The following is a 23,791-nucleotide window of genomic DNA, read 5'->3' as shown; positions in this document are numbered from 1 at the left end:
TTATTAATGCCATAAGTGTGAAAGAGGTTATCTTTCACACTTATGGGCGACATTTGCTATGAAATTTATTGATTCTCGAGCATCTTCGCTCTTGCGCTCGCAACAAACTCGTTTACTTTATCCTCGAACTCTTTGGCTTTGTCAGCGACTTTATATTCACCGGACATCAGCTTCTCCGTGAACTTGTTCTCGGTATCCCATGCCGCGAAATCGTTCCAGCCCGGAACAATCGGATAAGGAACCGCGTTAGACATCAGCTTCATGACTTCTTTCTCGCCCGGTAATGTCAGGTTGGCTTCCAGCTTCGCCCATACTTCCGGTTGATCGGCTACCGGATACTTCGTAACCGGCTGTCCGGCTGCTTTCTCGATGTCGATGCGCTTCAAGAAACCTTCTTGGCCCCAAGTCATGAATTTAGCAAGCTCGTAAGCCGCTTCAGGATATTTCGTCGTAGAGGAAACGCCTACGAAGTCTACGATAGTCGGAATGCGCTGACCTGCTTTGCCGGCAGGCATCGGATAGAAATCAACATCGCCTGCGCCGCCTTTCTTCATCTCCCCCGGGATCCAGCCCATATTCCAAGAGAAATCGACTGCCATCGCAACATGTCCTTTTTGGAATGTCCAAGAGCCTTCGTCTCCCCATAGCTTCTTCTTCTCTTCGCCTGTCATCACATCGTCGACTTTCGTGCGGCGAAGCTCCAGTTTCAAGTTGTAGGCGTCGATCCACTGCTGATTCGTGAAGTGGAACTTCTCTCCGTCGTAGGTATTCCAACCGATTTCGTTATCGTTGTTCATCGGTACCCACTCTTGGAAAGCCAGATCGCCCCAAGGTCCGCCGATACCATAGTAGTGTTGATCCGGCTTCGAGAACTTCTTCGCCAAATCGATCATTTCGTCGAACGTCCAGTTGTAACTAGGCAACGGCACATTGTTTTTCTCAAACAACGTTTTATTCACGAATACGCCTTCCGCGAATTGGAAGTTTGCCATCGCATAACGTTTTCCGTTAAATACGGCCATTTCGGCAAGGTTCTTATACACCTGTTTGGACTCCTCGTCTTTATCCCAGTAAGGGCTCAGATCGAGCAGCCAATCGCTTGTGATCGCCAGTGGGATATCTTTCATCCCGAAAACGTCGGGCATCGTGCCTGCTGCAGCTGCTGCCGTCAGCGTAGGCTCAGGCGGGAACGTGATGCTCTTGTCATGCTCGACGGTGATGTTCGGATATTTCTCCATGAAAGCCTTCATCATGTCATCTTCGATCTTGCTGTCGCCGCCGTCGGCATATTTCAACGTAAACTTCTCCGTCATCCATGCCGGCTTCTCTTCCGGTGCGTTCGTTGCTTCGGTTGCCGGCTCATTAGCCTGTTCGTTGGCCGGCTCCGTGCTCGCTGTATTATCAGCGGCATTCCCGTTCGAATTGTTCTTGCCTGAGCATCCTGCCAGCATGGACGATACAACTGCGAGAATCATAAACACAGTGACAAACTTGCCGGATTTCATTGAGAATCCCCCACTTCGATTTATGTTGATACACACATAAAGTGTAATGTATCCGATAGTAACGGAAGGCTGCTCGCCTTCGAAAAAATTGGAATCGATTTCATAAATTAATCCATTAGAAACGATTCAATAGGTCTTATGTCCGAATTTTTAGTGAAATCGATTTCAATTTCACTCAATAGAAACGCAATGTCACGCTCTATTAAACTCCGATGACTGACGCACGATCAATTGAGAATCCACGATGGATACGCGGGGCAAATCAAACACGCCGTTCATGCTGCGGATCAGTTTATCCGCAATTAATGAGCCCATGTCATTCTTCGGTTGATTAATCGTACTTAACGAAGGGGTCAAATACTTGGATACCCTGTCGTTATCGACGCCGATAATCGCCAATTCGCTCGGGATGCCGATCCCCGCTTCATTGCAGTATTCGTATACACCTAGCGCCATTTCGTCATTGGCCGAGAAGATGGCCGTGAACACTGCACCCTTCCCCTTCAGCCGCTTCATCGCCGCATAACCGCCGGTTTCGTTGAAGTTGCCATTCTCGACAAGCTCCGGTCGAAAAGGGATTCCATGTGCGCCTAAAGCTTTAATGTACCCTTCCAGGCGATCGTAGCTGTCCTTTGCATTGGCATAGCCGCTAAGGAAAACGATATCCCGATGCCCTTGCGCAATCAAATGCTCAACCGCTTCTTTGGCTGCTTTTACATTGTCCGTATGTACGTTAAACACGTTCTCATGATCAATGCTGCGACCGACAAGGCCAACCATATAGCCTCTCTCGGCAACGTTCAGCACTTCCTTCTCCGGCAGCAGCGAGGCGACCAGGATCAGGCAATCGACACTCCGATCCGTGAGCAGACGCAGATATTCCCGCTCGATCTCCATATCGTTCTGGGTATCACAGATAACGACTTTATACTTCTGCGAGTAAGCCTTGTTCTGAATGCCCTTCACGATATCCGCATTGTAGGAAACCTTAATGTCCGACACGATAACGCCAATGGTCATCGTTTTCTGCTGCCTTAAATTCTTGGCTGCGGCATGCGGGACATACTTCAGGTCCTCAATGACTTTGAGAACCGCGTCTCTCGTTTTCGGTTTCACGATCGGATTGTTGTTAAGCACCCGGGAAACCGTCGCTTGAGAAACGTTAGCGATTTTTGCGACATCTACAATCTTAATGTCCATTATGCATTCGCCTTTTCTCTAAGTTTATGACACTTAATCAGCGACTGGTAGATACAGTCATGAATACGCTTTTTTTGGTGCCTTAGTTTTAAGATACCATCCTTTGAAAACGATTTCAATAATTTGTTTCAAAGCTAGTTTAGTTGTGCCTTAGCACGGGCCTAAAAGGATAGAGTGGAAACCTGTAATCAGGCTTCCACTCCAAATCCACTTCTATTTAGTTCTCATCCTTGAACTTCTCGTTCACTTTATCAATGGCATCCTGCAAGCCAAGTCCCATTTGCTCATCGGCAAATTGCTTGAGCGCTGCTTTAATGTCATCATTGCCCATGACCAGCTTCGTTACCAAACCGTCGATGTCTCCGCCGCCCGTGCTAAGCGAGCTTGCGTACGAATTGACAACCCAGTTAACAGGCGCTTTCTCTCCGGTTTTGAGCGCTTCCGCCTCAACGCCGTCCAGATATTGTTGAACCTGCTCCGTCTCCGTCGAACCGTAGCCATCGATGTAGCGCACGCCATCCGTCCAGATGGACAGACCGTTGAACACCGTTGTGGACGGGTATTTCTTAGCTAGATCGAAATCCTTCTCGCCTGCATGTTTGTTAATGATTTTATCGCCGTTCGGCTCCCAATCCACGCCTTCAAGACCGTAGAATACCGTCTTCTGGCCTTCCGGCGAAGCGAGCCAATCAAGCAGGGCAAGAATGCGCTCTTGTTTCTCATCGCTGACTTCTCCGTTAAAGAGCGTGCCGGACCAGTAGTCGAAATAACCGTACAGGTAGTTCTTGCCATCGGCTGCCGGGATGTTCGGCAAGATTTTGACATGGTCGATAATTTTCGAACCCGGATTAGCTGCTGTCCAGCCCGGAATCATGCCTGTCATCGTTTTGACCGTCGTTACGATTGCAGCTGCTTTACCTTGGTTAAACTTGCCGTCAGCGTCCATATTAGGAACAGCAAAGTCCTTATCCATCAGACCGGATTTGAACAGATCGCGCTCCCGTTCAACCACTTCGGCATATCCGTCCGTCATCCAGCCCGGAATCCATTTGCCATCTACCTTCTGCCACCAGCCGCCGCCCGGAGCGACGTTGTGGAAGACGCTGTCGTGCGTCCAGCCGATGTTATTTGTCGTAAGACCGATAACGCCTTTCTTGTCGGCTATCGTTTTCAATACGTTTTTCAGTTCATCGTAAGTCGTTGGATCTTTAAGACCCAGCTCTTCCATCCAATCCTTACGGATCAGAATACCGCGGTCATTCGGCAGCTCGTTGCGGTTAGCGAGCATTCTTGGCACGAAGTAACTCTTGCCATCGGCTGCATTCGCGCCTTGAACATCCGGAAGATCGATGTATTTCTTCAAATTCGGGAATTTGCTCATATCGTCAGGCAGCGCTTTAATGATGCCTTGATCTACCCATTGATTGAACAAGTCGCCGCTTGTTGCATCCGAGAAGAAGGCATCGGGCAGTTGACCGGAAGCGGCCCACAGCTTTGTTCTGTCGGAGTAATCGCTCCACGATTCGTTAACCGGTTTAATGGTAATATTGAATTTCTCTTGAATCATCTTCAGCAGGTCGTCCTCTTGGCCCTCTTTGATCGCAGATGCGATATCAAAGTACGCAATGGACACTTCCAGATGATCCTTGAAAAGATCAGCCTCCGCAGCGTTGCCGTTGCCAGTGTTCGAAGCAGCATTATTCGTAGCCGCCGTATTGCCTGTGTTGTTATTCGCTGCATCATTGTTCGATCCACAGCCTGTCAGCAAACCGGTTGCAAGCAGCGCCGTGCTAAGACCTACGGTAAGAGCTTTTCTGTTCTTCATATCTCTTATATCCCCCTCAAGTAATGTATCTTCTTTCAAGGCCCCGTTACCGGTAATCAGCTTCAAAGGAGTTATCCTTTGATCGAACCGATCATCACCCCCTTGGTGAAATACTTTTGCAGGAAGGGATAGACGGCCATGATCGGCAGACTTGTTACCATAATGGCTGCCATTTTGAGCGAATCCTGCGGAATTTTCACTTTCGATTGGTCGATAACCGATACGCCGTTATTCATGCTTAATATTTGAGAAATACTGGTCAACATGTTGCGCAGCATAAGCTGCATCGGATATTTGTCCGCATCGGTCAAGAACAGCATCGGCGTATACCAGTCGTTCCAGCGATCCACCGCGTAGAAGAGCGAGATGGAAGCAATGACAGGCATCGAGGTCGGAATGACGATACGCATCAGAATCGCGAAATCGCCCGCCCCGTCAATCTTAGCCGACTCCTCCAGACTTGACGGGAAATCCCGGAAGAAGGAGAGCATAATCCAAATGTAGAACGTATTGAGCGCCGATGGGAGAATCATAACCCAGTAGCTGTTCTGTAAGCCAACACCCTTAATCGTCAAGTAATACGGGATGAGTCCGCCTCCGAAGAACATGGTGAAGATAATAAAGCCCATAATATATTTCCAGCCCGGCATGCCTCTCTTGCTTAGTGCGTAAGCGGCTACCGTTGTTAAGAACAAGCTGAGGAACGTTCCAATGAGTGTAACGGATATCGAGACCGTAAAGGCTCTGCCGACACCGTATTTAATAATTTGCTCATAGCCTTCAAGCGTAAAGGCCGTCGGCCAGATCAAGCCGGTCGGCGTTCCGAAAGAGCTGATTAATACCGTGTAGAAAGGGAATATCGCTGCCAGCGCCGCGAGAATGAATATAGCATGCAGGACGATGTCCGCACTGCTCTTTCCCCTGTTTGCCAAACGATGCTCGTCTTGTGCTCCTGCGTTCTGATTTACAATTGTAGCTTCTGCCATTACATCAGCCCCTCCTGACCCATACGTTTCACGAAATAGTTAGCAAGCAGTAAGAGGGCCAAACTGATAACCGACTTGAACAGACCGACTGCCGTAATAATGCCGAAACCAAGATTTACTCTGCCGGAGAACGAGAGCCGGTACATAAACGTATCGAGAATGTCCGCAACATCGTAAACGCCGGGGCTGTACAGGTTGAAAATTTGATCAAAGCCGCCGTTCATAATTCCGCTGACGGCCAGGATAAGCATCATCGCGGCAACGCCGTTAATTGAAGGCCATGTAATGTGAAGCATCTGCTTCCATCTATTCGCGCCATCCATATAAGCGGCTTCGTAGAGCTCCGGACTGATCCCCGCTATAGCGGCAAGATAGATAATCGCGCCCCAGCCCGCTTCTTTCCATATATTCGTCGTATAGAGCAAGCCTCTAAACGTATCCGGATCCGACAGCAAGCTGACATTCTCAAGCCCAAGATGCGAAAGCACCAGATGCACCGCACCCGTGTTACCGAGGATATTAACGAGAATACCGCCAAGCACGACCCAAGACAGGAAATGAGGAAACGTGAAAACGGTTTGGTACAGCTTCTTCAGCTTGGAGCCTGCAACCTCGTTAAGCAGCAGCGCTACGATAATGGCCATCGGAAACTCGATGATCAGCCTGCCGATGCTGATGACGATCGTATTTTGGAACGCGGTCCAGAAGTCGGAATACTTGAAAATGTATCGGAAGTTGTCCAGTCCCACCCATGGACTGCCCAGTATACCCTTGTTGTACATGAATTTCTTGAAGGAGAGCGTGACGCCGTACATCGGGATGTACGCGAAGATTGCATAATAGACGACAACGGGCACTAAGAACAAATAAAACATTTTATACTGCATGATCCGTTTCCAAAGCACTGTACCGTTCAATTGAACCATCTCCAATATGCATATGTCGTCTTACCTGCTGTACTGTTTGGTATAGACTTATATTAGCCGCAAATGAAAGCGCTTCCCATGTACAGAACATAGCTGCTTTTGTCCTTATACTCGGAGATTTCGGGAGCTCTATGTCCTTAGATCTAACAAATAGACAAAAATAAATAATCATTGTCTATTTTCACAAGAAGAACCTTGCTGAAATGAAAAAAGACGGCTGGATGCCGTCTTCACATGCTCGCCCGATATTCCCGCGGCGTCTTGCCGACAATTTTCTTGAATATTTTGCTGAAGTAATAAGCATCCGGATAGCCGGCACGCTCCCCGACCCGGTGGATCGGCAGGTTGCTGTTCCTCAGCAGCTCACAGGCATGGCGGACGCGAAGCTCAGCCAGGTAATCCGTAAACGATTGACTGACATGCTTGATAAACAGCTGACTGATATAATTCCGGTTCATATAAAATTCATCCGCCAGCATCTGAAGCGAGAGATTCTCGTGGTAATGATTGTTCACGTACTCAATGACGGCAACGAATGACTCGCTGCGGAAATGCCCTTGATGGTACATGCCGCCCAAGTACGCCCCGGACATCCGTTTCAAATCTTGGATCAATTCCCCGATATCCTGATACCGCTCGATTAATCGTTCATAGTCGACCAGCAGGTATCTGGCAAGCTTCTCCGAATCGTGATTCTGCGAGTGAATAATGGTCGTTAATACGGTGTTATGGAGGAAGAAGGCATGCTTGATCTGATAACAACCGGTACGAAACAACTGCTCATATTGATCATATAAGGCCATCAATTCAGACAAGTTGCGATTCTGAAGCGCAGCGGGCAGCTGCTTGAAGTCCGAGAAGCCCTTCGACTCCCCAACTTGGAGTACGGTTGGCTCGCCGGTTATAAAGTATTGAAAGGCTGCCATTTCAGCATCCTCAATAGCTCCCTTCAGCTCTGAAACATGATGGAATAATCCGCTGATTCCGATGCCGCGGAAGGTGGCGCGGCTGTTCGCCAAATGCTCGTACAGCGATACAGGCTGATCCTCTTCCGTCGCAATATACATGCTTTTACCGCCGCCAGCGCTCAGCTTCAAGTGACGATACGGACGAAGCAGATTCGCGTCCGTAACATCCAAACCGCCGACGACGCGCAAGCCGTTTGCAGCATCAAAGCCGGCATTGCTCAGCAGCTTCATTACCCGCTCGCTGCCCTCTTGCTTATCCTCCACAATCCACTCCAGCACGGAAGGCACATCCTTGGCCGAACGTTCATCCAGCCTCTCCTTGGCTTTCTTGAGCAGCGGAATGATCTCCTCTTCCTCAATTGGCTTCAGGCAATACCCGATCGCCCCTAAGTTCATGCATTTCTGCACGTAAGAGAACTCCGCGAAGCCGCTGACGACAATGAAGAGCGTGTCCAGCTGCAGCTCGTTGCATTTCTTAATGAGCTCCAAGCCGCTGATCTGCGGCATCCGAATATCGATGAACGCCAAATCGGGATTGAGCTCTTGCATGAGCTGAAGCGCTCTTGGACTCTGCGTTTCGGTAGCGATAATGTCAAAACCATAGCGAGACCACTCGATGGCATCCAGCAGATTCTTCACGACCCACTGCTCATCATCAATGATCATAGCTCTATACATGGTCAGCCCTCCCTTCCATCTGAATGGGGATCCGGATCGTAACGACAGTTCCTTGATTTTCTCGGCTCCAAATATCCAATCCGTAATCTTGATCATATTGGAATTGCAATCGATGATGGACATTCAGCAGTCCTACGCCGGCTTCCTTGCCGGAATCCGTCCCACGATTCCTTGCATGAAGCCGGGTCTTCAAACCGGCCAGCTTCTCCTCCGACATACCGATGCCGTCATCGCTGACCGTCAGGATAAGATCATGTCCGCTGTTCAGATCGTAATGAGCGGTAATTGTCAGCGTTCCTTGTTCGTATCTCGGCTCCAGACCGTGAAAGACAGCGTTCTCGACGAGCGGCTGCAGGATCATTTTCGGTACAATCGTTCCCTTCAATGACTCCGGGATCTCGTGCTTAAAGGCAAAACGATGGGAGAATCGAATCATCTGTATGTTCATATAAGCTTCCGCAATGCGGATTTCATCCGATAGCGATACGGTGTCCTGTCCTTTGATGCTGTAGCGGAATATCCGCGACAACGCCCCGGTCATCTCCCGAATTTCCGGCACGCCGCGCTCGGAAGCAAGCCCGCGAATCGTATCCAGCGTGTTGTAGAGAAAATGCGGATTGACTTGGCTCTTCAGAAAATCGAATTCGGCCCGCTTCTTCTCGATCTCCGACTTTAACAGCCGATCATTGGAATCGACGAGCTGCCCGGTAAGATCCTGCACGTCCGAGAGCATTTGATTGTACCGGATGCCGATAACCTCGGCTTCAGCCGAGCCCTGCAGGTCTACCCGTTTGTTCAAATCTTCTTTATGATGGATTCTCATATAGTGATAAAGTTTGCGCAGCGGCAAAATCATATTGTTCAAAATAAGGAAAAACGGAATGAGGAGCAGCAAGATCCCGACGGTTAACGCGATAACAGTCTGCTTACGCAGCTTGCGGATATCCTTGAAGAAGACATCATCCGGAATCAAGCGGACGAATTTCCCGCCGATCTGGGGCAGCTCCTTCACTTGAATATGCTGCAGCTCACCATCCAGCTCCACAATGCCGCTCTCAAGTCCGTTGCTTGGAAAGCTGAATGGTTGTCCGATCTTATGGCGAACATTGCTCATGAATATCGTGTTATTCCGATCCAGCAGGTACACGCTCGTTCCGGGCTGGAGGGATTTGATATCATAGCCGCCGGTAAGCGTCGTCGCGTCGATAAGCAGGACGATCTGGCCGATTTCGTTGGTATAGCGGTTATGAATGTCGCTCGAGAATATGTTCGTACCGACAGCGAAGCAGTATCGCTCGATTCCGATGTTCTTGCAGGTTTGGATGGCTGAGAAATACGAATCCGCCTTCTTCGGCATTGTGACGTTAATCTGATTCAGCGTACTGCCCTGCAGCGAGAAGGTTTCGCCATTCTTGCCGATAATCAGGAAATCCAAGATCCCCGGCTTAACCGTAGATAAGTTGATAAACAAATTCTTCAACGTCGGATAACGCTGCAGCTTGGATAAGGGATCCTCATCCAGCAAATAATCCTGGATGGATTTATTATAGGCGACATTGTAGGTCAACCATTTCACGACATCATAATTCGATAGAATCGTTTGTTCAATCTGGCTGAACATATCGTTGGTATAGACTTCATTGTTCTTGGTCAGAAAGGCAGCGCTCCGGCTGTAGTTAAACAGCAGAATGGCGATAATTAAGCCCATTGTTAAGGTAGCAATGAGAAACATCTGCCCTCTGATGGGCAGCTTGCGCAACACATTCATAGTCTGTCATCCTGCCTCGATCGATATTGAAACGTTTCAACTCCAATTCCGATTATAGCACATATGATGAAACCGCTGTCAGTGTCCTTAATGCCGAGGTACAAAAAAAAGCGTGCAGCTCCTATTCATTGGGAATGAAAGGAATTGCACGCTTCTATTCAAGCTACTTATTTCACGAGCAGCTTAACTGCATCGTCCATCATTTGCTCACCGGCGATTTTGCCGGAGTACAGCCATGCGCTCGAAGCCGGAACTTCATAGACATGGTTGTTTTTCACGGCAGGAATGTTCTTCCATACCGGGTTTTTCAAGGTTTCGGCCGCATCTGTTTTGTCGCTGTTCACAAGGATGATGTGATCGGCTGTCAACTCGGCAAGCTTCTCCATCGCTACCGGATTCCAAGAAGCTTTGGACTTCTCCGGAATTTCGTTAACCAGGTTCGGAGGCGTTAGACCAAGATCCTTGTACAGAACCGCGCCGCTTGATTTCGTTTCGTCTACAATGTAGAAATTCTTCGCTACGAGCCATAGAACGGCCACGGATTGCTTATCGATCGCACCGGCGAGCTTCGCTTTCGTGTCAGCTGCTTTCTGATCGTATTCGGCAATTGCTTTCTCTGCATTTTCGCTCTCATTGAGCAGACCGCCGATTGTTTTGAGCGTTTCGCGCCAGTCGTTGTTTACTTTGTCGCCAAGCACGTAAGTAGGAGCGATCTTCGCATATTGCTCGTAAAGCCCTTTCTGTACTGCGGACTCGGAACCGACAATGATCAGATCAGGTGTTAAGCTCAGTACATTCTCAACAGGCAGATCCCAGCCGATTGTAGGCACATCTTTCAATTGCGGTGCCAGGTAATCTTGAATGCCGTTTGCTACAGACCACTGTGCAACAGGTGTCTTGCCTAGCGTTACTACCGGATCTTCTAAGTAAGAAGCGAGGATGCGCTTCGGTTCAGCAGGAATGGTAACATCGTGGCCCATTGCATCCTTAACCACTTTCTCGGTTGGAGGCTCAGCTGCCGTGTTGTTGCCGGCGTTCTCGGTTGCGGTGTTGCCAGCATTCTCAGTAGCGGTGTTGCCGCTGTTGTTCTCGGATTTGTTGCCGCATGCGGATAAAACCAGCATCAATGCCAGCAATCCGGTCATGATCAAACTAAACTTTCTAACCGAACCTGTCTTAAACAATGTAACTGCCCCCTGGTGATGAAAGATTTCTGTACTACATGCATGATAATGAATCTCATTTTCATTGTCAAGCAATCCGCTGTCCAAAAAAGAACGGCTGCTTCATCCGGTGACAATATGTTGTCATGTTCTCCCTGCTTACGCGCATAGTGTTCTAAGATATAGGAAACGGTCATGTAACGTTCTCATCCTTCTCCCTACTTATTGAAACTTGTGGTACGCTTAACATAATGATTTTATCAAGGAGTGCCCTTCATGCCAAAACACCCCCTTTCCCCACCGCGGGAAACGAAGCCGCGCCATATTCTGTTTACCGGCGGCGGCTCAGCAGGACATGTGACCGTAAATACGGCACTAATCCCCACACTGCTCGACCGAGGCTGGAAGGTCTCGTATATCGGCTCTAAGAACGGGATTGAGAAGCAGCTCGTGAGCCGACTCACAGGCGTCGATTATTACGGCATCTCGACAGGCAAGCTGCGCCGCTACATCGATTTGGAGAATGTGAAAGATCCTTTCCGTGTCGTCAAAGGGGTCTTCCAGGCATACCGCCTAATCCGAGGATTAAAGCCAGACGTGCTCTTCTCCAAAGGCGGCTTCGTCTCCGTCCCGGTCGTCATCGGCGCTTGGCTGAACCGAGTGCCGGTCATCATCCATGAATCGGATTTGACCCCCGGCCTTGCTAACCGGATAGCAGGACCGTTCGCCAAACGGATCTGCATCACCTTCGCGGAGACGGCCAAGCATATTAAAGGCGACAAAGCCGTCCATGTCGGGCCAATCATTCGCAATGAGCTGCGCAATGGGAGCGCGTGGAAAGGCATCAAGTGGTGCAAGTTCACACCGGGCAAGCCCGTCCTTCTCATAATGGGCGGAAGTCTCGGTTCCCAGCGCATCAACGAAACGATTCGGCGCAATGTTGCCGAGCTTACGCGGACGTATCAAATCATTCATATTTGCGGCAAAGGGGAGCTCGCTGCAAGCTGCGAAGGCATCCCCGGCTACCGGCAATATGAATATATCCATGATGAGCTCGCTGATGCGCTCGCTTGTACGGATCTGGTCATTTCGCGGGCCGGCTCGAATTCGATCTTCGAGTTTCTCGCGCTCTGCAAGCCGATGCTGCTCATTCCGCTTTCGAAGGAAGCCAGCCGCGGCGATCAAATTCTGAATGCCGAGTCGTTCCGGCAATCCGGCTATTGCGAAGTCCTGCAGGAGGAAGAGCTGACCGATGATGTATTCTTATCGCGGCTTGCCAGGCTGTATAGCGATCGGGATGCGATCAAAGATCGCATGCGGCAGCATGGTCAGGAAGATGCAGTCAGCCGATTGATCGCACTTATTATGAAACAAGGTGAATCGGCTGACGATCTGAAACTTATACATTCTTAGAAATTGAAAAATGGCTCGTTCGCAGCTTTCTGCAAACGAGCCATCTTAATTTGGGGTTACAGTTGTACAGGGCTAAGGCTGGTAATGAAAGTCAGATCAGCTTGCGTAAAGCGTTGGTCTTCGACTAAGTTGCCGAATTCGTCGAGTCCGGTTACGGACATCAGCGCATTCGGAACCCCTGCTTCTACAGTCACCGACAATTGCACTTCATACGTGACATTCCCTGCAATATAAAATTCCCGCACGTCGTACGAATCTTCGAGTACTTCATACATGGAGTAATACGCCGTATAGAAGTCACTGGAATCGACAGAGGCGAATATTTGTACCGTAATCCAAACGGAATCATCGGTGTCCAGATTTCTCGTGTTCACGACGATATTGGTTGCCGCAGTTCCGGTCGCTCTTGTATTGGTAACTACGCCTGTTGAATAAGCCATGCGCAAATCAACTCCTTTCAAGTAGACATGCTGTATTATATGACAAGCCGTCTACATTGACTGGGGTTTTATGTAATTATCTATGAACCTTTTTTCCTCGCATTCAAGCTTACCATCATTTCTGCGTAACGACGTTCGGACAGCTGATAGAACGAGATACAGAGGACACAAAGCAGCAAGCCGATTGCCGGCAAGACGGACATCATCAGATGAATGCCTGTCAGCACGGAATCGGTTTGGTCTTGATCCGCTACATAACCGGATAGCGAAAGTCCGTATCCCGCTATGGCGCCTGCGATCGCAGAGCAAAGCTTCGCATTGAACGTTCCGACCGAGGTTACAATGCTCTCCGAACGTTTCCCTGTCTTCCACTCGGCATACTCGGTCGTGTCCGCCTGCATGGAAGTGATCAGGACAAGGATAAAACCGAGACCGAACATACTGAACGCATTCACAGCGAACAGAACGGCCGTATTCTCCGGTTGGATAAAGAAGAGCGCTGTATTCGCCACAATGCCAATGATACCGCCGATGATAAAGGTCGTTTTCTTTCCTCGCTTCGCTGCTATCTTCGGCGTAATGCCCATGGCCACGAGCATCAGAAGCATCGCGCTTAACAGAAACAGCGGGAGCTTGTCCTCGTCACCCGCATTATATTTCATAAAATAAATCGCCATCGTATTCTTCAGCACCAAGGGCGTTGTGGCGAAGAAACTCGCAAGCGTCACAATAAGCAGAGGTTTATTGCGAATGACCACGTTTACGCTGGCTCTCAGCGACTCATGCTCCGCTCTTGTTCCAACCAATCGCTCGTGCGTGTTGCGGAACATCAGCATAATAAGCAGCACACAGATGAGCGCAAATATAATCGCCGTCCACAAGTAACCGCTTGCATCATTGTCGCCGCCAAGCGCCTTCACAAGCGGACTGACCGCACCGCTGGCAATGATGATGCCGACTGCACCGAGAATTTTGGGAAAGGCGATAATTTTGGTGCGTTCCGCCGGGTCGTTCGTTAGCGTTGGCGCAATGGACCAGTACGGTACGTCGAATAGGGAATACGCAGTGTTCCAGAGCATGTACGTGACATAGATGTAGACAATTTTCATTGGCATGCTGAAGTCGGGGGCGTAGAAGCACATTACGGTCAGCAATGCGACGATCATGCCTCCCAGCAGGACGAACGGTTTGAATTTCCCCCATCTCGTATTGACGCGGTCGATAAATACAGCTACAACCGGATCAAGCACGGCGTCCCAAATCCTTGCAATCAGAAACAACGTACCGACAATCGCGGCATTGATGCCAAACTCATCCGTGTAGAAAACCATGAGGAATGTAGTTACGAGCCCATAAATCAGGTTTTGCCCAAGTGCGCCTAATCCGTAAGACCATTTTTCCGTTGCGCTTAATGCCTTCATCCCACTGTCTCCTCCGGTTCATCTATCATTGCTGGTATAGGTCCTAGTACTACTCGCCTATCAGTGTAATTTGGTTGACCGATTGTTGCAAGATGGTATGCTTTAATTCTACGGAAAATAAAAAGATGCCATTCGCCCCGGGAACCCCCGTGCGATTGACATCTTTCTAGCGCAGCAGATGCTTCACGCCCAGGATGATGGCGGCCCAAAGCGCCAGTGAAACGGCTATTGCTGCAAGGTAACTCCATTTGAAGCGCATATGATGCATGTTTCACCTCTTATCTATCCCAATAGTATCGTCAAAACCGATTCTGCACAATTGGTTTGCCCCTAAAAGGAGAGCCTTTCAGGGTATCCAGCTATCATCGCTTTGTAAGAAGGAGGATCCCGCCGGCAATGAAGCTTACGATCACTTATGAGCATGAAATTCCGATTAACGCCTTCTATTGGACACCTAAAGCTTATCGACAGCCTTTGCATGCGCATACAAGTTTGGAAATGGGGCTATGTCTGTCGGGGACGGGTACGTTTTATTTTGGAAATAAGCAGTATCATGTTCGGGAAGGCGACTTCTTTCTCGTTAATAATGAGGAGCTGCATATCGCGCAGTCCGATCCTCTTCATCCCAGTCATTACCTGTTCCTGAATTTCGACAGTGACTTGCTCATGAAGGAAGATCCGAGCCTGCTGCTTCCTTTCTCGTACCACTCGGAGCATTTCAGCAACCTTATTGCAGCCGATACCGCTCTCGCTGCGGCCATCGCGCCATGGATGATCACGATTGAACGGGAGCTGCGCGAAAGAAAGCCCGGCTATATCGCGCTGGCCAAGAGTGCGCTCATCCAGCTGTGCGGCTTACTCCTGCGGCATTACCATAGTGGACTTAGCGCTTCGCAGCAGCGAATGATGGTGCAATCGGTCAATCAGACCAAGGCGCTGGCCGCGCTGGTGGAGCAGCGGTACCGCGAATCGATCAGTCTCCAGGATATTGCCCAGGAGCTTGGCATCAGCGTCTCGCGCGCCAGCCGCGTGTTTCACGAGACAACGGGCCGCCGCTTCGCCGACTATGTCGCTATGCTCCGGGTGCAAGAAGCGAAACGGCTGCTTGCCGGCACAGACGAGCAGGTGGCTCACATCGGTTTCGAATGCGGCTTCCAGAGTCTGGCTACCTTTTATCGGGTATTTAAGGAGTCGACGGGCATTTCACCGGTTCATTACCGACAAACGCTCGGCCTCGACCCGGATGCCGTTCCCGCAAAAAATGAGAGTTTCCCGCCTGCCCCATGAGAAGATGCGTCTATCATTGTCCGTTACAATAAATATATACGTTAGAGAGGACTGGTGAATGCTATATGGCAGGTTGGGCTCCCTTATTTTCATTGATCCAAGAAGAGTTGAAACAGCGCGGTGAAGAAGGCTGTGACGTGACCGGTTTCGCAGAGAAGCTGGAGGCGGCGTCTAAAGCGGATGGCAGTAACGAATCCGCATTGATGGGCATCTACAGCGAATTGATGGCACTGCCGATTCGCGCGGATTTCCCTTACTCGGAGCCCTCCGATCTGGAGACGATCCGTGCCGAAAGCCCGGTAGGACCGGCAATTGCGACGCCTTCGTTAAGCGAAGGCGAATGGCTCGACAAGTTTAACGGCGCATGGCTCGGCCGTTCCGTCGGCTGCGCGCTCGGCAAGCCCCTCGAAGCAGGTCCGTACATGAACGGTTCCGGCGGCAGACCCGGCTGGGCGAACGTGAAGCTGTGGTTCGAAGGCGCCGATGCTTGGCCGATTCAAGGGTATACGCCTGTTGAGTCCGCCAGTATCGCGGACTATCCGGATCTGCATATTTCGCTGTGGTGCAAAGCGAGCACGCGCGAGCATATCGCTTATATGGAAACGGATGACGACATTCGCTACACCGTGCTCGGCCTTCATATGCTGGAGGAACGCGGAACCGATTTCGACTCGTGGGATGTCGGCAAAATGTGGCACAGGAAGCTCAGCTACGCACAGGTCTGTACGGCGGAAACGCAGGCCTATCTGAACTTCGCCCAAGTAACCTCGCATATCGGCGATTCCAGCTTGGAGGAGCGTCTAGCTTCCAAGGATTGGGTGAGAACGCATCTGAATCCGTACCGGGAATGGATCGGCGCGCAAATCCGCGTCGATGGTTACGCGTACGGCGCCGCGGGGAATCCTGAGCTGGCGGCGGAGCTCGCCTGGAAGGATGCCTCGTTCTCCCATGTGAAGAACGGCATCTATGGCGCGATGTTCTGCTCGGCGATGATAGCCGCTGCTTTCGTAGAGACTGACGTTCGCCGCATCGTAGAGATCGGGCTCAGCGTGATCCCGGCGGGAAGCCGGCTCGCCCATGATGTGCGGCTCGCCGTGGAGATTGCGGATTCGACGTCAGATCAAGTCGAGCTGGTCAGCCGCATCTGGGAAGCATTCAAGCATTACGACGCCGTGCATACGAACAATAATGCGGCGCTCTGCGCGGCTGCTCTGCTCTACTCCGGCGGCGACTTCGAGAAAGGCATTACGACGGCCGTTCTCGGCGGCTGGGATACGGACTGCAACGGCGCGACTGTCGGCTCCATCCTCGGCGCGATGCTGGGGGCCGTCGCGCTGCCTGCCTCTTGGACGGCACCGCTGAACGATAAGCTGTACGCGGAAGTGACCGGCTTCCATCCGATTGCGATTTCGGAATGCGCTCGGAGAAGCTATGAGGTGTTCCGCAAGCTTCAAGCACAATCGTCGGCGGCGACGGTAGAGGTGTAATGGAAAAGAGCTAAGCGCGGCTGGCATGCGCTTAGCTTTTTTTTTGGTGGTTTGTGGAAATGATGCATTTCCTGCAGCATTTTAGAGGCTTATCCGGTGAAATCGTTGAATTGTTGCCTATTCTGCAACATTACCGCCTCTACCTGTCCATTAAGCCACTCATCTGAGGGAAAATGTTGCTTTTCAAGCAACATCTTGTGAATCAGGGTCCGCTCGAAGCGCATATGTTGCACTTTAGGCAGCATTCCGCTTCGACTAGATCCGCCGCACGGCTTCTCCACAGTAAAATAAAAAAAGGGCTGCCTCACCGTCGACTTGCGACTGTTGAGACGGCCCTTGTTCTCAGCTGCTTACTATGAAGCTGAGTAGGACTTGGATTTCTCCTTCTGGTCCTTCTTCATGCCATGTTCCTTGCAGGCTGCGTGGATTTCCTCGCGAAGCTGCTTGGCTGTTTTGCCTTGTGTCTGAATGCCCAGACGCGTCGCTTTCTCCTGCAGTCGCGCCAATCGCTCCGCTTTCTTCTCTGCCTTGAATTTCTCCCACTTCGTAGGATTTTTCTTAATGGCAGCTTTCAGCTCTTCTTGCAATTGCTCCGCTGTTTTCCCTTCGGTTGTGATTCCAAAGTAAACAGCTGCTTTCTGCAGATGCTCCAGCTTGCGGGCTTCGCGGTGCTCACGGCCTTTGCCATGGTCGCCGTGCCTCCAGTGCTCTTGCTTCTGTTCATGCTGCGCCTGCAGCTGGTCGGAGGATGGTATTGCACTTTCGGCGCTATTCGCGCATACCGTTCCTGTCGTCAGAATCAGCGCGGCAGCTGTGCCGAGGATGGCCAGCCGCGTACGCAAACGATTCGTTGTCATGTACATCAGCTCCCTTTCGCGGGCTGTGAAACTGCCCATTCTGCGATAGTATCCCCGACAGCCTCCAAATTATTCCAACCAATCTATTCTTGATTAGCCCCTGTCAGCTCCGCTAATTCTTTCTCTAAGACATCCTTAGCAAAATGCTCCCCGATGAACACCGCAACATCATTCACGGTTCCCTGCGGCGTTATCCGAATAAACTCTACCTCGCCATACGCGTATTGGAAGAGAAACCGGCTGTTCGTATCGCTGAAGGTAACGATTCCTTTGGCCCGATAGACTTCCTTCTGCAGCCGCTTAATGAGGGCTTCGAAAGCATGGCTGTCAACGGGACCGGACAAATAATGCGTTAGCGTCATGACATGCGCATGCGAATGGTACGAACCGTCGGCGCGGTCATGGTCATGTTCATGCTCGTGTTCATGCTGGCAGTTGGCCCCGCAGACATGATTGCCGGTCTGCAACGGCTGAGCTGCGCCGATCTCCGGCTTCGTTTTGTCCGCGGCAGCTTGATCAAACATCCCCAGGTCGACGACGCAGCGAACCGTCACCGTCAGCGGAGCATAAGCATTGAGCTCGCGCACCAGCTGCTGAACCTCTACGAGCTCCTCCGGCGCAAGCTTGTCGGCTTTGTTCACGATCAGATCTGTCGCGCAGCGGATTTGATCCTGCATGAGCTTGAAGGTTTTGCCGCCCCGGCGGCTGCGAGCAAGCAACTCCGGTCCGTCCACGACCGTTGCGATCGTGCGCAGATCGATGCGCATGAACAAAGCCGCCTCCGTAATCGCATCGATGATTTCCATCGGGTTCGCTGCGCCCGTGGATTCGATCAGCACGACGTCAGGCTGATGCTCCTCGATCAGCTCTTTCAGCTCGATGCTGAGATCACCGCGAATGGTGCAGCAGATGCAGCCGCTCAGCATTTCTGCCATGGGCACATCCTGATCGACGAATTGACCGTCCAGATTGACGTCGCCGAGCTCATTCATGATGATCGCGACCTTTACATCTTGTGCTTTATAGTAATCTACGACATGGTTTAGGAGCGTGGTTTTGCCGCTGCCCAGGAAGCCTGACAGCAGATGAATGGGAATCGCATGCATGGTTCGTATTCGTCCTCTCGTTAATTGTCCGAAGAACAAATCGTTAGAGTGATGATTTGTTCTCCGAACCAAGTTGGCTAAATTATACCGTTATTTTTACGAATTTAACAGCATGCGCGGATAGCCGTATTCCGATTTACGTTCACGGCTGCGCATGTTGGAGATTATGTGGAAGAGGTATTATTTTGGCCGAATGCCGCATATCCTTCTTTGAATGTGGACCTTGGAGGGAGTGTGAGCGCTCGAACATGGAACAATCAGCAATTCCGGTAATCGTATTAAGCGGTTTTCTGGGCAGCGGAAAAACAACACTGCTTCTGAGGCTGCTGCAGCATGCCAAGGCTACCGGTTTACGCGCATCTGTGCTGATGAATGAAATCGGAGCCGTTGACGTGGATGGGACGATGGTGAGCAGTGCATCTGCCACGCAGATGCTGGAGCGAATTACGGAGGGCTGCTTGTGCTGCAGCAAGAAGAGCGAGCTGGCCTCCTGCTTGGAGCGGCTGGCCCTGATGCAGCCGGATGTGATCGTAATGGAGTTAACCGGTGTGGCGAACCCGGAGGAAATTGCAGAAGCGATTACGGAGCCGATCATCATCGGCAAGGTGCGGCTGCACCGGATCGTTACCGTGCTGGATGCCGAGCATGCGCTCGACTATAACAGCATCTTCTCTTCGGACCGCGAGCTGATTCGTACGCTGCGCAAGCAGATCGAGGTGGCGGACTTTATCATCGCCAATAAATACGACCTCATATCCAATCGAACCGCGGATAAAGTGAAGCAGCTGATTCGAGACCGCAACCCGGCCGCCGACTTCATCACGGCCACGCGCTGCGAGATCGATTCCGCGCTTGTGTTCGCGGGAATCTCTCCTTCGGGGGCGAGGCGGCAGCCTGTCATCTCCGGCATGCGGACGGCCATCGCAACCGGCGGCCGCGTGCTCCCGGAGAAGCTGCCGGGCAGCGGCGGAGGCAAGTCGCCGGCACCGGCCGGCAAGCCAGCCGCAGCCATGCAGCCGGGCGCTGCCCCCACCGCTACCAAAGCGCCGAGCTCGTATTCGCGCATTCGAACGGCAGCGATTTACCCCGGCGCAGATGCAGCCGGGCTCACGCGGCGTCAGTTCGAAGCCTTCATTGGCGGGCGCGGCAACAACTGCATGCGCGCCAAGGGTTATTTGCCTTTCGGCAAGGATGGCAGCCTCATGCTGTTCCAGCTGGCGGGCAAACGGCTGGAATGGTCGCCGAGCAGCTATGAAGGCGAGCCGTATTTTGTCATGATCGGCATCGAACTCGATGAGAGCAAGGTCAAGCAAGAATGGGCGCGGTTCACGGCCCGCAAATAAAGAAGGGATATCTCTCCGGCCGTCACCATAAACGGCTCGGATGAGATATCCCTTTCTTTTCATGCATGGCTAGCAGTCCGCCCCCGTCATCTCGCTCGTAAACATCCGCTTATACTCTCTAGGGCTGATCTTCTCCGCGGTATCAGGCGCATAATGAAACTGCAGCGCGCGGCGGCGCTTCTGCGAGAAATTGAACGCGGTGCCGTGCATGAGCAGCCCATGGAAGAACAGCGCGCTGCCCGGTGCGAGCGGCACAGCGACATTGCGCTCGACAGGCACAACCGTATCGCATAGCTGCCAATCCCGCTCCGCATAGTGCGGAATGCCGCCGTTCATATGCGAACGAGGGATAATTTGCATGCAGCCGTTATCGAGCCCCGCTTCATCGAGCGCAATCCAGACGCCGATCACGGGCCGATCATACGCGAGATTGCCGTAGGCCATGTCTTGATGCCAAGGCTTCTCTCCTCCGCCTTTCGGCGGCTTGAGCAGCGCGATATCCTGCACCAGCTTCGGCTTCGCGCCGAGCAGCTTCTCCACGACGGCCAACACATTCGGATGATAAGCAACGGCTCGCAGCCGATCGTCGACCTCCACAAATTCATACAATTTGCGGACGGCGAGCTCACGCTCTTCATCGCTGCGAAGCTCGCTCCGCGGCTTCACGAACTGCACCTTCACAGCCGTCTGATCATCGGCAATATGCGCCATGACAGCTTCGATCGCAGTGCCAATTTCCGCTTCTGACAACATATCCAATACCGTCGCGTACCCTTGCTGCCGATAGGACTGAACCTGCTCCTCTCCAACATCGGCAACGCGGTGAACAGCCTGATGAACCTCGCCGTGCGGATACAACTGCTTGTTGATCTCATCGGGTGATGTCAGTTTGCCGCTCATGGTATCCCTCCTGAATGGTCTTCTACCTTGTCGTTACACGGAAAGCTAGAAACGGAAATACCCCTTCGCATTCTCATAACATACCGCCTGCACAAGCCCGCCAAGCAGTTCCGCATCCGCAGGCACTTCCCCGTTCTCCGCCCATTCGCCGATCAAGTTGCAGAATATACGGCGGAAATATTCATGCCGCGTATACGAGAGGAAGCTGCGCGAGTCTGTCAGCATGCCGACAAACCGGCTGAGCAATCCGATATTCGCGAGCGACTTTAGCTGCTCCAGCATGCCGTCCTTCGTATCGTTGAACCACCAAGCAGCGCCCAGCTGGATTTTGCCCGGAATGCCGCCGCCCTGGAAGCTGCCGATCAGCGACGCCAACACGTTGTTATCCGCCGGATTCAGCGAATACACAATCGTCCGCGGCAGCTTATCCTGCTCATCCAGCTTACTTAACAGCCGGACAAGCGGCACCGCGACCGGACTGTCGTTCATGGAATCAAACCCCGTGTCCACGCCCAGCTCGCGAAGGGTTCGCGCATTATTGTTGCGATGCGCATTCATATGCAGCTGCATCGACCAGCCAAGCTCCGCATAGAGTTCGCCTAAGTAAACCAGCGTGTAGGATTTGTATTTCTTCTCCTCCTCGATCGTTACGCCGCCGCCTTGAAGCGCTCGGGAGAAAATCCCCGCCGCCTCCTCGCGTGTCGTTTCCGCCCAAGGCACATAATCAAGCGCATGATCGGACACTCGTCCGCCAACGGAATGGAAGAACTGAACCCGTTCCTTCAGCGCAAGCAGCAGCTCATCGTAGCTCTCGATACTGCTTCGTCCCGAAGCCTCGGCCAGCTTCGCAATATAGCTAACGAACGGTGCGCGGTTAATCTCCAGCACCTTGTCCGGACGGAACGAAGGCAGTACGCGGAAGCCCAAATTCGGCTCCTGTGCCAGCAGCGCATGATGCTCCAGCGAATCGATCGGATCATCCGTCGTACAGACCACTTCCACGCCGGCATCACGAATGAAATCCCGCACGGCATAACCGCCGCCGCGCAGCTTGGCATTGGCCTTCTCCCAGATGACCGGCGCATTCTTCTCATTGATCAGCTCTTCGATGCCGAACAATCGGCGAAGCTCCAGATGCGACCAATGATAGAGCGGATTGCCAAGCGTCATCGGCACGGTGCGTGCCCAGGCGAGGAAACGGTCATAATCGCTGACCCCTTCGCCGCCGGTAATGTACTTCTCTTCAATGCCGTTCGCACGCATCGCCCGCCACTTATAATGATCGCCGTACAGCCAAACTTCCGTCAGGTTGTTATAGCTTTTATTCTCATAGATGTCCTGCTGACTCAAGTGGCAGTGATAATCCAAGATCGGCATTGCTTTGGCATATTCATGATAAAGCCGTTTTGCTGTCTCGTTATGTAATAGAAAATCATCATCCATAAAATTACGCATGGTCGGATGTTCCACCTTCCTCTAAAGTCCATATCTCTTCTCAGCATAACGCAATATTTGCCGAATATCGTGACATATTTTGCTCAAAGTGATGATTTATTCACCTATCTTGCGGTAAATTAGAGTTATCTGTTTTCTAAGGTCGTAAGGAGGATACCCGATGAGGCTTACCGTCGACGAACCGCTCTCCTATGGCGATGAGGAAGGCGATTTCTATATTCAGCATGTGCATCGGACAAAGCCGTTTGGACGCAACAATCACTTCCACCCTACCTATGAAATCTATTATTTGGTGTCGGGCCATCGCGTGCATTTCATCGAGGACCGTTCCTACTCGATTACATCAGGGGACTTGGTGCTGGTGAACAAACAGGTCGTCCACAACTCCTCTGAGCTTGGTCCTCCGGAGCATGAACGGATCGTCATCAATTTCAGCGATGCCTTCGTGGGAACGGAGCATCCCTTCTACGATCCGCTGCTGCTGCAACCCTTCGGGCATAATGCGCTTCTGCTGCATCTTACGCCGCAAGAGCAGCTATTCGTCCGTCAGCTGCTTGGCAAAATGATCGCCGAAGCGTCCGAGCAGCGGCCCGGCTTCGAGTCCTATCTCCGGCTGCTGCTGACCGAGCTGCTGCTGTTTGCGGCAAGGCATCCCGCGCCGGCGCACGCTGAATCTGCCGAACCCGAACAGCCAACCGCTCTCCATCAGAAAATATCCGAGGTCGCCTTGCACATCAACGAGCACTATGACACTAAGCTTGCGCTAACAGAGTTAGCCAAACAATTCTTCATGAGCCCTTATTATCTCAGCCGAAGCTTCAAGGCGGTCACCGGTTTCACGCTTATCGAATACGTTCATCTGACGCGAATTCGCGAGGCGCAGCGCCTGCTCAAGAACACGGATTTTAAAGTCATCGTCGTCGCGGAGCGGACCGGGTTCGAGAACACGGGACATTTTGACCGCATCTTCAAGAAAATGACGAGCATGACGCCGCTTGCCTATCGTAAAATGAACCTACTGTAAGCCAAAAAAGCGATGGAAGAACTTCCTCCATCGCTCCGC

At 51.6% G+C, this 23,791-nt stretch carries 19 protein-coding genes; 5 read left to right on the top strand and 14 right to left on the bottom strand.

Going from position 1 to position 23,791, the window contains the following annotated elements:
• Positions 1 to 65 precede the first annotated feature (65 nt).
• From BM412_RS23295 to BM412_RS23260, 8 genes are all read right to left on the bottom strand, one after another.
• Positions 66 to 1,505, bottom strand: coding sequence for an ABC transporter substrate-binding protein (locus BM412_RS23295; protein WP_091223759.1), 1,440 nt, complete (start codon positions 1,503 to 1,505; stop codon positions 66 to 68).
• 192 nt (positions 1,506 to 1,697) lie between these two features.
• A complete protein-coding gene (locus tag BM412_RS23290; protein WP_091223757.1) occupies positions 1,698 to 2,705 on the bottom strand; it encodes a LacI family DNA-binding transcriptional regulator in 1,008 nt (335 codons plus the stop codon).
• 217 nt (positions 2,706 to 2,922) lie between these two features.
• A complete protein-coding gene (locus tag BM412_RS23285) occupies positions 2,923 to 4,530 on the bottom strand; it encodes an extracellular solute-binding protein (protein ID WP_143111685.1) in 1,608 nt (535 codons plus the stop codon).
• Between the two features lie 71 nt (positions 4,531 to 4,601).
• Positions 4,602 to 5,516 (bottom strand): carbohydrate ABC transporter permease, encoded by a 915-nt coding sequence (locus tag BM412_RS23280; protein ID WP_091223753.1) that lies wholly within the window; start codon positions 5,514 to 5,516, stop codon positions 4,602 to 4,604.
• The gene (locus tag BM412_RS23275) at positions 5,516 to 6,433 is read right to left on the bottom strand and encodes an ABC transporter permease (RefSeq protein ID WP_256256538.1); all 918 of its coding nucleotides are present in this window, start codon (positions 6,431 to 6,433) and stop codon (positions 5,516 to 5,518) included. The genes BM412_RS23280 and BM412_RS23275 overlap by 1 nt, the downstream gene beginning before the upstream one ends.
• A 239-nt stretch (positions 6,434 to 6,672) precedes the next feature.
• Positions 6,673 to 8,088 carry a response regulator gene (locus tag BM412_RS23270; protein ID WP_177246038.1) on the bottom strand — a complete coding sequence of 472 codons (1,416 nt, stop codon included), beginning with the start codon at positions 8,086 to 8,088 and terminating at the stop codon, positions 6,673 to 6,675.
• On the bottom strand, positions 8,081 to 9,856 hold the full coding sequence (locus BM412_RS23265; RefSeq protein WP_091223747.1) for a sensor histidine kinase: 1,776 nt from the start codon (positions 9,854 to 9,856) through the stop codon (positions 8,081 to 8,083). Before BM412_RS23265 ends, BM412_RS23270 begins: the two co-directional genes overlap by 8 nt.
• 167 nt (positions 9,857 to 10,023) lie before the next feature.
• On the bottom strand, positions 10,024 to 11,040 hold the full coding sequence (locus BM412_RS23260; protein WP_256256537.1) for an iron-hydroxamate ABC transporter substrate-binding protein: 1,017 nt from the start codon (positions 11,038 to 11,040) through the stop codon (positions 10,024 to 10,026).
• A gap of 255 nt (positions 11,041 to 11,295) precedes the next feature.
• Between BM412_RS23260 and BM412_RS23250 the strand changes: the two genes are divergently transcribed.
• Positions 11,296 to 12,432 (top strand): undecaprenyldiphospho-muramoylpentapeptide beta-N-acetylglucosaminyltransferase, encoded by a 1,137-nt coding sequence (locus BM412_RS23250; RefSeq protein ID WP_091223738.1) that lies wholly within the window; start codon positions 11,296 to 11,298, stop codon positions 12,430 to 12,432.
• A gap of 56 nt (positions 12,433 to 12,488) precedes the next feature.
• Here BM412_RS23250 and BM412_RS23245 read toward each other — a convergent pair whose 3' ends face one another.
• Together BM412_RS23245 and BM412_RS23240 are read right to left on the bottom strand one after the other, a co-directional pair.
• Positions 12,489 to 12,872 carry a hypothetical protein gene (locus BM412_RS23245; protein WP_091223736.1) on the bottom strand — a complete coding sequence of 128 codons (384 nt, stop codon included), beginning with the start codon at positions 12,870 to 12,872 and terminating at the stop codon, positions 12,489 to 12,491.
• An 80-nt stretch (positions 12,873 to 12,952) separates the two neighbouring features.
• The gene (locus BM412_RS23240; protein ID WP_091223734.1) at positions 12,953 to 14,293 is read right to left on the bottom strand and encodes an MFS transporter; all 1,341 of its coding nucleotides are present in this window, start codon (positions 14,291 to 14,293) and stop codon (positions 12,953 to 12,955) included.
• A 396-nt stretch (positions 14,294 to 14,689) separates the two neighbouring features.
• Between BM412_RS23240 and BM412_RS23235 the strand changes: the two genes are divergently transcribed.
• Positions 14,690 to 15,580 carry a helix-turn-helix transcriptional regulator gene (locus BM412_RS23235; RefSeq protein WP_091223732.1) on the top strand — a complete coding sequence of 297 codons (891 nt, stop codon included), beginning with the start codon at positions 14,690 to 14,692 and terminating at the stop codon, positions 15,578 to 15,580.
• 65 nt (positions 15,581 to 15,645) lie between these two features.
• Complete coding sequence (locus BM412_RS23230; protein ID WP_091223730.1) at positions 15,646 to 17,067, top strand: ADP-ribosylglycohydrolase family protein; 1,422 nt, start codon at positions 15,646 to 15,648, stop codon at positions 17,065 to 17,067.
• A 353-nt stretch (positions 17,068 to 17,420) separates the two neighbouring features.
• Here BM412_RS23230 and BM412_RS23225 read toward each other — a convergent pair whose 3' ends face one another.
• Positions 17,421 to 17,924, bottom strand: a complete 504-nt coding sequence (locus BM412_RS23225) for a hypothetical protein (protein ID WP_143111684.1) — start codon at positions 17,922 to 17,924, stop codon at positions 17,421 to 17,423.
• Between the two features lie 83 nt (positions 17,925 to 18,007).
• On the bottom strand, positions 18,008 to 19,030 hold the full coding sequence (locus BM412_RS23220; RefSeq protein WP_091223726.1) for a CobW family GTP-binding protein: 1,023 nt from the start codon (positions 19,028 to 19,030) through the stop codon (positions 18,008 to 18,010).
• A 248-nt stretch (positions 19,031 to 19,278) separates the two neighbouring features.
• On the opposite strand from BM412_RS23220, the gene BM412_RS23215 reads away from it, so the two are divergent.
• Positions 19,279 to 20,373 (top strand): CobW family GTP-binding protein, encoded by a 1,095-nt coding sequence (locus BM412_RS23215; RefSeq protein ID WP_091223724.1) that lies wholly within the window; start codon positions 19,279 to 19,281, stop codon positions 20,371 to 20,373.
• 69 nt (positions 20,374 to 20,442) lie between these two features.
• Here BM412_RS23215 and BM412_RS23210 read toward each other — a convergent pair whose 3' ends face one another.
• Together BM412_RS23210 and uxaC are read right to left on the bottom strand one after the other, a co-directional pair.
• Positions 20,443 to 21,273 carry a phytanoyl-CoA dioxygenase family protein gene (locus BM412_RS23210; protein ID WP_091223722.1) on the bottom strand — a complete coding sequence of 277 codons (831 nt, stop codon included), beginning with the start codon at positions 21,271 to 21,273 and terminating at the stop codon, positions 20,443 to 20,445.
• Between the two features lie 45 nt (positions 21,274 to 21,318).
• Positions 21,319 to 22,728: a glucuronate isomerase gene (uxaC, locus tag BM412_RS23205; protein WP_091223720.1), complete on the bottom strand. Its 1,410-nt coding sequence runs from the start codon at positions 22,726 to 22,728 to the stop codon at positions 21,319 to 21,321.
• A gap of 160 nt (positions 22,729 to 22,888) precedes the next feature.
• On the opposite strand from uxaC, the gene BM412_RS23200 reads away from it, so the two are divergent.
• On the top strand, positions 22,889 to 23,752 hold the full coding sequence (locus tag BM412_RS23200; protein WP_091223718.1) for an AraC family transcriptional regulator: 864 nt from the start codon (positions 22,889 to 22,891) through the stop codon (positions 23,750 to 23,752).
• Positions 23,753 to 23,791: the final 39 nt, after the last annotated feature.

It is taken from the genome of Paenibacillus sp. BC26 (assembly GCF_900116125.1).
Lineage (GTDB): Bacteria > Bacillota > Bacilli > Paenibacillales > Paenibacillaceae > Paenibacillus_Z > Paenibacillus_Z lignilyticus.
The sequence above is the reverse complement of the archived record's forward strand: the minus strand, read 5'-3'. Positions and strand labels throughout refer to the sequence as shown.

What these genes read in the sequence shown, in the direction of transcription:
- BM412_RS23240 (WP_091223734.1), bottom strand. Translation starts at nt 14,293, where the DNA reads ATGAAGGCATTAAGCGCAACGGAAAAATGGTCTTACGGATTAGGCGCA.
- BM412_RS23285 (WP_143111685.1), bottom strand. Translation starts at nt 4,530, where the DNA reads ATGAAGAACAGAAAAGCTCTTACCGTAGGTCTTAGCACGGCGCTGCTT.
- BM412_RS23225 (WP_143111684.1), bottom strand. Translation starts at nt 17,924, where the DNA reads ATGACAACGAATCGTTTGCGTACGCGGCTGGCCATCCTCGGCACAGCT.
- BM412_RS23295 (WP_091223759.1), bottom strand. Translation starts at nt 1,505, where the DNA reads ATGAAATCCGGCAAGTTTGTCACTGTGTTTATGATTCTCGCAGTTGTA.
- BM412_RS23230 (WP_091223730.1), top strand. Translation starts at nt 15,646, where the DNA reads ATGGCAGGTTGGGCTCCCTTATTTTCATTGATCCAAGAAGAGTTGAAA.
- BM412_RS23215 (WP_091223724.1), top strand. Translation starts at nt 19,279, where the DNA reads ATGGAACAATCAGCAATTCCGGTAATCGTATTAAGCGGTTTTCTGGGC.
- BM412_RS23210 (WP_091223722.1), bottom strand. Translation starts at nt 21,273, where the DNA reads ATGAGCGGCAAACTGACATCACCCGATGAGATCAACAAGCAGTTGTAT.
- BM412_RS23235 (WP_091223732.1), top strand. Translation starts at nt 14,690, where the DNA reads ATGAAGCTTACGATCACTTATGAGCATGAAATTCCGATTAACGCCTTC.
- uxaC (WP_091223720.1), bottom strand. Translation starts at nt 22,728, where the DNA reads ATGCGTAATTTTATGGATGATGATTTTCTATTACATAACGAGACAGCA.
- BM412_RS23280 (WP_091223753.1), bottom strand. Translation starts at nt 5,516, where the DNA reads ATGGCAGAAGCTACAATTGTAAATCAGAACGCAGGAGCACAAGACGAG.
- BM412_RS23290 (WP_091223757.1), bottom strand. Translation starts at nt 2,705, where the DNA reads ATGGACATTAAGATTGTAGATGTCGCAAAAATCGCTAACGTTTCTCAA.
- BM412_RS23245 (WP_091223736.1), bottom strand. Translation starts at nt 12,872, where the DNA reads ATGGCTTATTCAACAGGCGTAGTTACCAATACAAGAGCGACCGGAACT.
- BM412_RS23200 (WP_091223718.1), top strand. Translation starts at nt 22,889, where the DNA reads ATGAGGCTTACCGTCGACGAACCGCTCTCCTATGGCGATGAGGAAGGC.
- BM412_RS23265 (WP_091223747.1), bottom strand. Translation starts at nt 9,856, where the DNA reads ATGAATGTGTTGCGCAAGCTGCCCATCAGAGGGCAGATGTTTCTCATT.
- BM412_RS23250 (WP_091223738.1), top strand. Translation starts at nt 11,296, where the DNA reads ATGCCAAAACACCCCCTTTCCCCACCGCGGGAAACGAAGCCGCGCCAT.
- BM412_RS23270 (WP_177246038.1), bottom strand. Translation starts at nt 8,088, where the DNA reads ATGTATAGAGCTATGATCATTGATGATGAGCAGTGGGTCGTGAAGAAT.
- BM412_RS23220 (WP_091223726.1), bottom strand. Translation starts at nt 19,030, where the DNA reads ATGCATGCGATTCCCATTCATCTGCTGTCAGGCTTCCTGGGCAGCGGC.